Genomic DNA, 12331 nt, shown 5'->3' on the forward strand with positions numbered 1-12331 from the left:
GGGCCGAACTTCGGGGTCATGGGTTGATTGGTCGGGCGTTGGTTTTTTGCTGGCCATGAGAACTCCTTGCGGCCCTCGACTTAAGATCATAATCCCAGATCTGTCTCACCTATGTTAGCACAGAGGGTTGGGCTAATGCGCTGTTGGCTCGCGTCCATGCCCAATTGAGTCAGCATAAACCCCCAGACCGATGGCTTATGAGTTGCTTGATGGTAGCATACGAGTCTACATCGTGCGGCAGATCGTGCTAATGATCCAGCGAATTGATGGTCTAAGGAGAGTAACTATGCGTCAGTTAATCTATTTCATCGCCTGTACGGCTGATGGGTTTATTGCGCGTGAGGATGGCAGCTTCGATTTCTTTCCCATGCAGGGTGGGCATATGGACTATCTGTGTCAGGAGTATCCTGAAACTATGCCGACCCATGTGCATGCGCTGCTAGGAATTACGGCTGAGCCACGCCATTTTGATACTGTCGTGATGGGTCGGCATACCTATGCAGTTGGCTTGAGCGCAGGTGTTACCAGTCCGTATGCCCATTTGCGTCAATATGTAGTGTCGCAATCAATCACCACCAGCCCAAGCCCAGATGTAACCCTAGTTGCCAACAACCCTGTTGACTTCGTGCGCACACTCAAACAAGCAACTGGGCAGAATATCTGGTTGTGTGGCGGCGGCTCGTTAGCCAGTGCCTTAATCGGAGAGATTGATCAGCTGATTCTGAAAGTCAATCCCGTAGTCCTTGGTCAAGGGATTCGGCTTTTTGATGGGCTTAATGCCCCAGTTCAGCTCGAATTGCTTGAGCAGCAAACCTTTGATGGAGGCGTTGCACTGCATCGATATGCTGTATCTCATCACCATGATTAAATCCATAGCATCCGCTAAGCTTGATGGCGGGCTACCAAAAGGAATTCTATGCGCGTAGAGACACCCATGCCAGCGCCGTTGCAACCAGCAGCCGCGAAAAAGGCATTATTTTAACCTTATTGATTGCGACCTTTGTCGTGATTCTGAACGAAACGATTATGGGTGTGGCTTTACCCCGCTTGAAGGACGAATTCCAAGTTGAAGCAAGCACTGTGCAATGGCTGACCACCGCCTATCTATTAGTTATGGCGGTCTTGATTCCCACAACCGGCTTTCTGATTCAACGGTTTAGTACGCGAACGCTGTTTCTTACGGCCATGGGGTTATAGTCTTGCCGCAGAACACCCCGCCCCAAGACCCACGCCGTGGGTTCCCCACGTGGGATGCATGCGTGCCAGTTCTGATGAAGAGCAATTAAAGAGAAAAATAACAGGCTCTCTTGTGAATAGCAATCAGGTGCGGTTCGGTTGTTTTGACTGCGTACAACATACTCTATCCCATACAGTCAAAAAAAACGGCCATTATCGGGTATACTAGCCGTCGCTATGCCTTCCTTGGTTCGGTGTAGCCGCGCCCTCGACCGTAGCAGCGGTGCGAGGGCATATCATTCTTCCGTCTCCCCAGTATCCTCGCCATTCCCGATCAGGTCTCGTGGATGAACGTTCAGTACTACTGCCAGTGTTGACAGGGTTTCCAGATCGGCGCGTTTGCTCTTGCCAGTCCAGATACCCCAAACCGTGTTATACGCCAACCCTGTCGCTATCGCGAGTTTTCGGGCAGTCCATCGTTCTGGCTCCGCGATTTCCCGTAGTCGCCATCGTGCCATGCTGTTAACTCCTACCTAAGTTGAGAGAATGATAGCGAATATACTATATTTTTGCAATAGCTAGTTGACATTATATATTAGGATATACTATAACTATTACATAGTTAGTTGATGGTGTTACTGCTACGACACCGCACATTAAAAGGAACCAAGGCCATGACTACACACACCAAAGCAATCCGCTACGACCGCCTAACCAAAGACTTCGCCTTGTACCTGAACGGTGAATTGATCGGCTATGCCAGTTCTTATAGCGAAGGCGAAAGCCGCTTAAACGAATTGGGCTACGACACGCACGTCCCACCGTGTGTATAACCTTAACTATCATTTAGTGTTTGTTACCAACGATCGGCATTGCGTGCTTAAGGGACGCATTGCCGATCACCGCAAGGCAGTCATACCAACAATCTGTACCCGCTCTGGTTGGGAGCAATGAGCCCTTGACGTGATGCCCGACCACGTTCACCTGTTCCTGTCAGCACCACCCACAACCGCGCCCATGGTGATTGGCAAGACATTGAAAAGCATTCTTGCTGTAGATGTGTTTCGCACGTTCCCGACGCTGAAACGCCGCCATTGTTGGGGTCGTGGGCTTTGGACAGACGGATGTCGGGAACCCGCTGGGTGATGGTTCGACGGGAACGGTTTCCGCCCAAACCATTGCCATGGATAGCGCCAATCAAAAGGAAGCCTAATGATGCGAACGCTGACCCGTTGTTACAAATACCGTCTGCAACCCACACCACCCCAAGCCGAAACCTTGGTGCAGTGGGCAGGTTGCCGACGCTTCATCTGGAATTGGGCGCTGCACTGCAAGCAAACCCACTACCAAACAACGGGTCAACGGCTGAGTTATTCGCAACTGGCGGCAGCGTTGGTTGATCTGAAACGCCAGCCCAAAACGGCCTTTTTGCGTGATTGCCATTCGCAACCGTTGCAACAAGCGCTGATGGATTTAGAAACGGCCTTCACCACCTTTTTTGCCAAACGGGCGAAGTATCCGCGCTTCAAGTCACGCAAAACCACGCCGCACAGCCTCCGCTTCCCGCAGGGTGTGGTCGTAGTCGATGAACGTACCATTAGCGTGCCAAAAATCGGACTAATGCGAGCGGTGATTCATCGAGCACTGCTAGGGATAGCGAAGGGCGCAACCATCAAACAAGATGCAGTGGGCGCATGGTGGGTGGTCTTCGTATGCCACATCAACCGCCCTGATATTCAACCAACGGCTGATCGGCCTGTGGGCATTGACGTAGGACTTGAATCCTTCACCACGCTGTCAACAGGCGAGAAAACCGCGCCGCCGAAGTTCTACCGCCGAAGCCAGAAGAAACTTACCCGTGCTCAGCGGAAACTCTCACGCGCCCAAAAGGGTAGCAACAACCGCTTGAAAGCAAAAAAGCGCGTTGCCAAAATCCATCAAAAAATCAACAACCAACGCGCCGATTGGCTGCATAAGCATGCGTTGGGGATCGTTCGACAATTCGACGTGGTGTGCATCGAAGACCTGAATATCAAAGGCCTTGCGAGAACCAAGCTGGCCAAGTCATTCAGTGATGCCGCCCTCAGTACCTTCATGCAACGATTGCAGGAAAAAGCGGAATGGCATGGACGGCGGGTGATCAAGGTTGAGCGGTTCTACGCCTCATCGAAAACCTGCCACGCCTGCCAGACCAAAACCACCTTGACGCTGGCCGACCGCGTGTGGACATGCTGCACCTGTGGCACGACCCACGACCGCGATGGCAACGCCGCGATCAACATCCTGCATGAAGGGCTACGCCTGCTTGCCGTTGGGACGACGGAAAGCCAAAACGCTGCCAGAGACGGTGTAAATCCAGCGAAATGCTGGTAGCTGTCGTTGAAGGCAGAAGCCACGCCCCTCGTGGGCGTGGTAGTTCACTTACCATGGGAACCGTGGCGGCGGCAGCGGCTCCCGGGTTTGAAGTGCTCTTGGTTGGTCGGGTATTCCAAGCAGCGGGCCCAGCGCTGATGCTGCCGTTGCTGATGACGGTTATTCTGGTGCTAGTGCCAATGGAGCGGCGCGGAGCTATGATGAGCACGGCCAGTATGGTGATTTCGGTTGCGCCAGCGATTGCCCAGCCCTATCAGGATTAATCATCCAAGCGCTTTCGTGGCGTTTTATGTTTATTTTCGTGATTCCGATTGCGCTTGCCGTGCTGGCCTATGGCTACCTGCGGTTGGTGAATGTAGGCAAACTGCAAGCAGCCAGCCTTGATCGTACCTCAATTCTCTTGGCAGCAATAGGCTTCGGCGGATTGGTCTATGGATTTAGTCGGGCTGGCGAGCCTGGCAGTAGCCTAACCGAGCCAATCGTTTTAGCGGCGATCGGAATGGGCTTAGTTGGGATTGCATTGTTTGCCTGGCGACAAACCCGACTTGCCAGTCCATTGCTTGATCTGCGGGTCTTTCGCTTTCCCATGTTCACCTTGAGCGTTGTATTAATGATGGTCGTAATGGTAACGTTATTTGCCTCAGCGATTCTATTGCCTTTCTATTTCCAGCAAATTCGCCAGTTCAATACCCTGCAAACCGGGCTTTTTTTGCTGCCTGGCGGAGCATTGATGGGATTTAGTGGGCTATTCGTGGGTCGGATCTTTGATCGCTCGGGGCCACGCATGCTGGTTATCGGGGGCATGGTGCTCGTTGTAGTGGCACTGTGGCAATGGACTTTCTTGAATGCCACGACCTCTGTGATCTGGCTGCTAAGTCTCCATGTGATTTTCAGTTTAGGTCTTGCCTGTTTGTTCACGCCAATTCTCACAACTGGACTTAACCAATTGCCCCAAGCGCTGCACTCCCATGGCACAGCGATCTCCAACACGCTTCAGCAAGTTGCCGGAGCGATTGGAACAGCATTATTAATTACGATTATGAGTGCAGGTCAAGCCCAGCCTGGACAAACCGTCGCGCCTGATCCATTAGCTGATTTGACCATTGGCATCCAAAATGCCTTCGTGGTGGCAGCTGTAATAGCCTTGGTTGGCTTGGTGCTAGCATTTTTTCTCCGCCGCACGGGCGAACCAACCGGAGAGCCAACATTTATTCACTAATGGCACTGAATATGCCTATTGGGACTAAAAACAAAACCACCAGCCGAGGCACAACCTCGGCTGGTGTGGTTAACATCTGCTTGCGCTAGCTCAACCATTGGGCGACTCGTTGTTGCATCGCATCCATGCCCAATTGGCCATAGATTGTATAAGCTTGCTGCCATGCCGCTTGGGCTTTGGTTATTTGATCTTGACGCTGCCAATGCTCAGCCAAGGCCAGCTGAATCGCGGCAACTTCAGCTTGCGAACCACTAGCTTCGGCCATGCTCAAGGCCTGTTCAAAGCAGCCCAGTGGGGTGGTTGGCAAACTTGGCGGCAACAAAATTGGTGCATTCAATTGGCTCAAGGCACTGCCCAAAACCCGTAGTGCTGCACATAGCTCAAGAGTTTGTTGGCGTTCGCGAGCAGCATGATGCGCTTGGACAATATGGCGAATCGCCTCATCAGGATAGCCCAAGCCAATCGCGGCCTCAGCCCGAAAACGGTAGGTTTCAGCAATGCCATACCACGTGGTCGAACGAGCTAGTTCGAATGCTTCGTTCAGGGTAGCGATAGCAGTTTCGTAGGTTCCCAACCCCACTAATGCCCCACCCAAATTGCTCAAAAACATAATTAACCGTTCAGGATTACGCAACTCGCGGCCAATTACCAAGGCTTGTTGATACAACTCAACCGCATGCTGAAAATCGCCACGATGGCGGGCAGCCTCGCCCATGACATTCAGCATGCGGCCTTCATCTTCGCGCTGACCAAGTTGGCGGTGTAATCCGAGGCCTTCGGTAAATAGCTGCTCGGCTAGAGCAAATTGGCCTTGCAAGACATTCATATAGCCATGGGTTTTCAGCGCCAAGGCCAAACTATGGGTATCATTGGCTTCACGCGCGATCGCCACCGCCGCTTGACTGGTTTGCCAAGCCTGATGCAATTGGCCTTGATAGCTGGCAATCCAACTCATGCGCATCAAAATTTTGCAGTGGGTACCTTGATCACGAGCTTGTTGGGCATATTCCAAGGCTGGCTGAATGCTTTGTAGTGCATCGTTATGCAAACCTTGACTACTTTGGACATCGGCAATTTCACACCAGACACGAGCCAATGCCGAAAGCTGCTGTTGCTGTTGGGCTTGGTTAAGCAAACGCCGATAGATTGCATCGGCCTCGTTCCAATGCCCAGTATGTTTGTAGATTTCGCCCATTGCAAAGAAAATATCGATGGTTTCATGGGCTTCAAGCAAGGGCAAACAACGTTCGTAATAGCTCAAGGCCACATCGGTGGCATATCGCGCCGCCGCCGCATCGCCAGCCTTGCGAAAATAGTTGCGCTGTTTATCAAGATTATTGCTCATGCCATAGTGGTGTGCCAACAAATCCGCCGCACCTTCCACGCCATAGGTTTCAACCAGATAATCGCCAACCTGCTCGTGGAGCGCCGCGCGAGTGGCTAGGGGCAAGCTTTGGTAGGCAACTTCTTGGGTTACGACATGTTTAAACAGATATTCAAGTTCAGGCTCATCACGATCAAGCGGCGTAAGATCCATGCGGCTCAGGGTGTTGAGTTGCTGTTTAACTTGCTCGGCGCTGCCAAGTTGCGGGTATGCGCCCCACAGCCAATTCGCTTTGAATAAACGCCCAATCACGCTGGCAACTTTGAGTGTATGCTTGGTTGCTTCTTCAAGCTGGTCGATCCGGCTGATAATCAAGCGGTGTAAGCTATCGGGCAAATCTAGTTGCGCCACCGCCTTGGGGTCGCTCAAATCGGGCTGGCGTTCGACCACCAAATTAATCAATTCTTCAATATAAAATGGATTGCCCTGCGCCCGATCGGTCAATTTGCTGACCAACTGCTCGGATGGTGCTTGGCGATTGCCCAGCAGTTGTTTGATTTTGAGCCGTACCAATTCGGCAGTTTCTTCGAGCGTAAATTCTTGTAATTCGATTTCGTGCCAATGTTCAAGCTGGCGTAACTCGTGCCATATCGTTTGATCACGCTCGGCGGAAGGTCGATAGGCCAACACAATCAGCACGGGCACATCGCGAATCGCCGTGGTAATCCGCGCCAACAAATCATTCGAGAGCGAATCGATCCAATGGCAATCTTCGAGCACCAGTAACAATGGCGTTTCGTTGGCACGATAGCGCAAACAATCCACCAACAGCGATTCAAGCAGCATCTTGCGCGACTTAATATCCAGCAATTTGGTCAAGGATTGATCGGGAATTGGCAGGCGTAAAGCACTCGCCAGCAGCGGCATCCAATCTAACAAATCTTGATCGATCAGGGCTAATTGCGCCCGCAACTGCAACATTTGCAAATCAAGCGGCCACTCAGGATCAACATTGAAAAACGAGCGCCACAAGTTATGCCAGAGCAAATAGCTAATGGTTGTGCCATACGAAAGGCACTCGCCGCTATACACCGCCACCCGTTGCGCCCGCGCAATCCGGCGAATTTCGGCAACCAGCCGCGATTTGCCCATGCCAGCTTCGCCCGTAATCCCCAACACTTGGCCATGGCCCTGCTTGATGCTACTCAGCAATTCGCCGACAGATTGTAACTCTTGGCTACGCCCGACCATTGGCAAGGCATAAATTGGCTCTTGGCCACGAATCGCGGTCTGGCGTAAATCGGTTAATTCGTGCAATTCGACCAATTCACTACGGCCTTTGACCCGAACTGCTGGCAAGGGCGCAGTTAAAAAGGTCGAGCTAAGGGTTTCTTGGGTCGCTTCGGTCAGCAAAATTTGGCCTTGGCTGGCTTGCTGCATCAACCGTGCCGCCAAATTGACCGTATCGCCAATCACGGTATATTCTTGGCGACGATCCGAACCAATCAAACCACAAAACACAAATCCAGTATTGATGCCGATGCGGGCCTCAAACTCAGGTAAAGCGCGAAGCTCTAAAGCACAATGCGCCGCCCGATCACTATCATTTTCGTGGGCAACTGGTGCACCAAACAGCACCAAAAAACTACTGCCTTTATCGCCAATTTCAACTTTATTCAGATAGCCATCATAGCGTTCGACGATTCGCAGCACTTCGCGAAAGTAGTGGTTGAGCCGTTCAGCGGCAAATGGATCGCGATCATAATCGGGGGCATCGAAATTTACAAACAACAGCGTAACTGAGCGGCGCTCGTTGATAAACGCGGTACGACCTTCACGCACTTGTTGGGCAATTGTGGGGTGCAAGTAGGCATCGAATTGCGCAGGCGGATGCGGCGTGATTGATTCAGGCCAGCGAATTGGCTGCGCTCGCACGCTTTGCTCAAGCCCAAGCACTTTGGCAAAACGCTGATCGAGCGTTTCACGCTTGAACTGTTCGCAATCCAACGAGGCATAATCGATAATCACATCGCCAGAACGAGCCCGATTTTCGGCTTCAGCAGAGCGTAACAACGCCGAGCCGCCAACCACGGCAACACAGCGCTTCGTCGGATCGCCGACCGTGGTATAGAGTACATGACCTGCGGCAATGCCAATTTTGAGGGTCAAGCGCCATTTGGTTGCTTGAATTTCGATCGCGCCTAATTGCTCCATCAGGCTTTGCATTTCTAGGGCACATCGAACAGCGCGAGCAGCGACGCGTTGGGTACGCTGCGGCTGATTAATCGGAAATAATGCCGTAATTGCATCGCCGCCAAATGTGCTAATCATGCCGCCAAAGCGCTCGATCACATCAATCAATGGGGCAAAACAGCGATTTAATAAACGGGTCAGGGTTTCAGTTCCATGCGCATCGTGTTGGCCAAGCGCCTCGCTGAGCGGCGTAAAGCCAGCAATATCGGCAAAAAGCACCACGGCTTGGCCATGCTTGGTAGTTTGAGTTGCAGAAGAGGCCCGTTGATCAAGCAATCGTGGGACAAGATACGGCGGCACATAAGCAAACCAGCGTGCTTGCATGGAGCAACTCCTAGGCCCGTGAAATCATTGCGCGAATTACGCTTGCTCCTAGTATAGCCCGTACCATAGTCCTACGCAAATGCTTAGACCAGTATTTTAGCCCCAATTAAGCTGCTTGGGGCGTCAATCCAAGCCCAATTCAGATTCTAGCAATCAAACTTGGGTCATCGTTGCTTGGTGAATTTAGACGGGTTGAAACTGGGTAGACCTGCATTTTTTCGCCAGCAAAGGGTGTTAGCAATGGCAGAAGATCAGCCAGATCAGCGTCAGGATTGAGCCAATCGCGTTCGGTTTCAGGCTCAAGGATCACAGGCATACGGTTATGCACCGCCGCCGCCATTGGGTTGGCCGAGGTTGTAATCACGGTAAACGTGGCTAAGGGAGTTGCGCCAGCGTTCCATTCTTCCCATAAGCCAGCCATGGCAAACGGTTGAGCATCTTCGAGCACAAAACGCATTGGTTGTTTGCCTTGCGGGGTTGCTTGCCATTCATAATAACCATCGGCCAGCACCAAACAGCGGCGTTTACGCAATGGCTCGCGAAAACTGGGCTTCTCTAGGAGGGTTTCGGCGCGAGCATTAATCATTTTATGCCCAATACTGGGATCTTTGGCCCAATGCGGCACTAAACCCCAACGTAACCACTGGACACTCTGTGGATCACGATTGAGAATAACTGGTAAATGTTGGCTCGGCGCTGCATTATAGTGAGCTTGCCAATCGCCCGCCACCTGCACCCCAAAACGTAAGGTAATTTGCTGACCATCGGCAGTAATCGAATAGCGTCCACACATCGCTTTAACTCCCTTGAAATCACCCAAAAACTACTATCAGTTACCCTAAACTTAAGTATACCTTTAAAAACCTTAAAAGCAAACACATATGTTCGTTTTTATTACAGTCAAGGGCTTTATGCTACAATAGTTGCTTGCAAGCCCATGCGTGGAGGGCTGCACTTAACCCTATCTGCGAACAATGGGAGTTCTCAACGTGAAAAGCATCACGGTGGCCTTACCCGCCTATAACGAAGCTGAAAATATTCCGGCCATGGTCGAGGAAGTGGTCAATACCCTCGAAAGCCTTGGTCGCGCCTATGAAGTTATTGTCGTCAACGATGGCAGCCGCGATAACACTGCGGCGGTTGTGCGTGAACTAGAAGCCCGCTATCCGCATGTTCGTTTGGTCGATCATGCGATAAACCAAGGCTATGGTGCTGCGGTTTGGACAGGCCTGACCAGCGCAAAAACCGATTTGGTCTTTTTTACCGATGCCGATCGCCAATTTGACCTTGGCGAGTTGCCCAAATTATTGGCTAAAATCGATCAAGCCGATTTGGTGGTTGGCTATCGCTCACCACGCCGCGACCCGCTGATGCGCCGCTTAAACGGTTGGGGCTGGAGCCGTTTGGTCACCTTGTTATTTGGCTATACTGCTCGTGATATTGATTGCGCCTTTAAATTGATGCAACGCCATGTGGTCGATACGCTTAAAACTGAAGTTCAATCACGCGGAGCGACATTTAGCGCCGAATTTTTGGTTCGCGCCAAACGCGCTGGCTTTCGCTTTGAAGAAGTTGCGATCAATGGTCATCGCCCACGGGTCGCGGGCAACCCAACCGGAGCCAAATTAAGCGTGATTTTGCGGGCTTTCCGTGAATTGATTGCCGTTCGCAGCGAATTAGCGCGGCAAGAACAAACCAAAGCTAAACATATTTAGTCAGCAACATTGCTTGCAATATCAACGCCGCCTTCATTGATTGAGGGTGGTGTTGCCATTTTAGGGGCTTCATCGGGCAAATTGCATATCTATAATAAAACAAATGTGCTATTATAGGGTCAGCGGGAACACATTGGTTTAATTTAGGAGGCTTGGATGAATGTCGTTGCGTTTCGTCATTTCTACAATTATCACTTTGCCCAAAATCGCCAGCTTTTAGATGATTATGTCGCGCAATTATCTGCTGCGCAATTTGTCCAAGCCGTCGATTATTCGCTTGGCTCGGTGCGTAACCAACTTGTGCACCTGATGAGTGTTGATGAAGCTTGGTTTAGCGGCCTGCGCGGCGTAGAATTTCCCGAAATGCTCGATCCCAATAATTTCCCCGATTTGGCAACGCTACGGACTTATTGGGCAAACGTCGAAGCGACGATGCGTCAATATCTGGCCAATTTGCAGGATGCCGATTTGCAAACCAAGCCGCTTGATGGCGAGGATGAAAATTTAATCGTTTGGCAGGTATTGCTGCAAGTAGTCAATCATGGCACCGATCATCGGGCGCAGATCTTGCGCTTGTGCCACGATTTTGGCATAAAAACCAGCTCACAAGATTATATTTTTTATGTCTATGAGCATCCCGAAGCCTAAAAAAGGGGCGGCCTAAATATATTTTTGTTATTTCAAGAAGATTAACATTATGTTTACTTTGTCGCATACGTACAAAATGCTGCAATTCTGCTACTAATCTGCAATATTCTTTGCTGCTAATCGTATATGCTACTTATAAAGGGTAAGCGTTATATAAGCGTAACGTTGCTGTTTACCATGTTTATCCTGTTTATAATTTGTTGGAGGAAACCGAATGATTGTGAATCGGCTGCTTATGGGGGCATTATTTGCCTGCCTGCTTGTTGGTTGCGGGCGCACTAGTCTCTCTACCCAAACGGGAAATCAAGCACAAACTTTTTCGACAGTTCCGCCGCATATTCCTGCTTAGGAAGAGTTTGGCTTCTATGCTGATTGGCAGATTCATCCATCATCCGATCCTTCGAGGATTGCTATCAGCATTACCCTCTATCACTCGCTATGGTTTGAGCATGTGACGGCTGTCATTAGTGGGGGGCAACAGATCGATACTCAATTGCAGCCGCTGGCAAAAACTGCAATTAACCCTGGTGATCCATTCATTATCGAATTTTCAGTTGATCGATCGCGCTTACAACCTGATAACGAAATTACAATTGTGCTCGATGGACAATCAAGTGCATCTTGGATTAACCAAGTAAATATGCATCGTTATCTCTCACTAACCAACAATGATTATCAATTATATTCCAATCCTAGACACCAGGCTACACCCACGAATCCTGTTATGGTAACACTCGATCCTGCTATTCCTACACCCTACATTCTTCCCGAAGATCAGGTATGGTCAAAAGGAGATAAGTAATGTATAGAAGGTATCAATCTTTATTGTTTTTTGCAGTTATCTTTACTTTACTCAATCCTACGATAAGTAAGGCATCCACGAACTATATTGCCAGTGGTCGTTTATATTTTTATAATTATGATAATGCACTTAACCCAATTCGGTTTGCACGTATTGTGCTCTACGAGATTAACGGTACAACTAAAAGAGAGGTCTGTCGTACATATACTACTTATATAGGTGAATTTTCTTGTAGGTTTACATGGAACGAGGTTGATGGTCCTGATATTCAATATTTCGTATTTGCGACCGATGATCGTTCGGTTTATGTTGCCAATGATAATGAAGTAGCAGATCGTGAATCAATAACTTATCTAGCGGAGAGTCCTATAATAAATTAAGGCTTATGGGGTGCGCAGCCGCCCCATAAGCCACCTTGAAGGAAGCGCGACAGCACTGCATTTGGGGATTCAGTGGGGACTTCTCGTCGGGGAACTATCAGCAATAGCGTCCAACAG

Annotated in this window: 12 protein-coding genes and 2 pseudogenes; 11 read left to right on the top strand and 3 right to left on the bottom strand. The window is 50.2% G+C overall.

Going from position 1 to position 12331, the window contains the following annotated elements; all coding sequences use genetic code 11:
- Positions 1 to 286 precede the first annotated feature (286 nt).
- On the top strand, positions 287 to 868 hold the full coding sequence (locus tag ABEB26_RS26230; RefSeq protein WP_345725056.1) for a dihydrofolate reductase family protein: 582 nt from the start codon (positions 287 to 289) through the stop codon (positions 866 to 868).
- Positions 869 to 891: 23 nt separating this feature from the next.
- Positions 892 to 1194 (top strand): annotated as a pseudogene (locus ABEB26_RS26235) (MFS transporter); the annotation flags it as partial.
- A gap of 278 nt (positions 1195 to 1472) precedes the next feature.
- Here ABEB26_RS26235 and ABEB26_RS27035 read toward each other — a convergent pair.
- Positions 1473 to 1694, bottom strand: coding sequence for a helix-turn-helix domain-containing protein (locus tag ABEB26_RS27035; RefSeq protein ID WP_486348337.1), 222 nt, complete (start codon positions 1692 to 1694; stop codon positions 1473 to 1475).
- Between the two features lie 156 nt (positions 1695 to 1850).
- Between ABEB26_RS27035 and ABEB26_RS26240 the strand changes: the two genes are divergently transcribed.
- The 5 genes and pseudogenes from ABEB26_RS26240 to ABEB26_RS26255 all read left to right on the top strand — a co-directional run bounded on the left by ABEB26_RS26240 (position 1851) and on the right by ABEB26_RS26255 (position 4768).
- Positions 1851 to 2009, top strand: a complete 159-nt coding sequence (locus ABEB26_RS26240; RefSeq protein WP_345725057.1) for a hypothetical protein — start codon at positions 1851 to 1853, stop codon at positions 2007 to 2009.
- A 43-nt stretch (positions 2010 to 2052) separates the two neighbouring features.
- Positions 2053 to 2322 (top strand): annotated as a pseudogene (tnpA, locus tag ABEB26_RS27040) (IS200/IS605 family transposase).
- Between the two features lie 66 nt (positions 2323 to 2388).
- Positions 2389 to 3549: an RNA-guided endonuclease InsQ/TnpB family protein gene (locus ABEB26_RS26245; protein WP_345725058.1), complete on the top strand. Its 1161-nt coding sequence runs from the start codon at positions 2389 to 2391 to the stop codon at positions 3547 to 3549.
- Positions 3540 to 3812 carry a hypothetical protein gene (locus ABEB26_RS26250; RefSeq protein ID WP_345725059.1) on the top strand — a complete coding sequence of 91 codons (273 nt, stop codon included), beginning with the start codon at positions 3540 to 3542 and terminating at the stop codon, positions 3810 to 3812. Before ABEB26_RS26245 ends, ABEB26_RS26250 begins: the two co-directional genes overlap by 10 nt.
- Before the next feature lie 26 nt (positions 3813 to 3838).
- Positions 3839 to 4768 carry an MFS transporter gene (locus tag ABEB26_RS26255; protein ID WP_345725060.1) on the top strand — a complete coding sequence of 310 codons (930 nt, stop codon included), beginning with the start codon at positions 3839 to 3841 and terminating at the stop codon, positions 4766 to 4768.
- Positions 4769 to 4853: 85 nt separating this feature from the next.
- On the opposite strand, the gene ABEB26_RS26260 is transcribed toward ABEB26_RS26255, so the two are convergent.
- On the bottom strand, positions 4854 to 8669 hold the full coding sequence (locus tag ABEB26_RS26260) for an adenylate/guanylate cyclase domain-containing protein (RefSeq protein ID WP_345725061.1): 3816 nt from the start codon (positions 8667 to 8669) through the stop codon (positions 4854 to 4856).
- A gap of 139 nt (positions 8670 to 8808) precedes the next feature.
- Positions 8809 to 9462, bottom strand: a complete 654-nt coding sequence (locus tag ABEB26_RS26265; protein WP_345725062.1) for an SOS response-associated peptidase — start codon at positions 9460 to 9462, stop codon at positions 8809 to 8811.
- A gap of 196 nt (positions 9463 to 9658) precedes the next feature.
- Here ABEB26_RS26265 and ABEB26_RS26270 point away from each other — a divergent pair, with 196 nt between their 5' ends.
- The 4 genes from ABEB26_RS26270 (at position 9659) to ABEB26_RS26285 (ending at position 12214) form a co-directional block, all read left to right on the top strand.
- Positions 9659 to 10384 (top strand): glycosyltransferase family 2 protein, encoded by a 726-nt coding sequence (locus tag ABEB26_RS26270; RefSeq protein WP_345725063.1) that lies wholly within the window; start codon positions 9659 to 9661, stop codon positions 10382 to 10384.
- Positions 10385 to 10540: 156 nt separating this feature from the next.
- Positions 10541 to 11032, top strand: a complete 492-nt coding sequence (locus tag ABEB26_RS26275) for a DinB family protein (RefSeq protein WP_345725064.1) — start codon at positions 10541 to 10543, stop codon at positions 11030 to 11032.
- A 451-nt stretch (positions 11033 to 11483) separates the two neighbouring features.
- Entirely contained in the window at positions 11484 to 11834 is a 351-nt protein-coding gene (locus ABEB26_RS26280) for a hypothetical protein (protein WP_345725065.1), read from the top strand.
- Positions 11834 to 12214 (top strand): hypothetical protein, encoded by a 381-nt coding sequence (locus tag ABEB26_RS26285; RefSeq protein ID WP_345725066.1) that lies wholly within the window; start codon positions 11834 to 11836, stop codon positions 12212 to 12214. Before ABEB26_RS26280 ends, ABEB26_RS26285 begins: the two co-directional genes overlap by 1 nt.
- Positions 12215 to 12331: the final 117 nt, after the last annotated feature.

Origin of the sequence: Herpetosiphon gulosus (genome assembly GCF_039545135.1) — a bacterium.
GTDB lineage: Bacteria > Chloroflexota > Chloroflexia > Chloroflexales > Herpetosiphonaceae > Herpetosiphon > Herpetosiphon gulosus.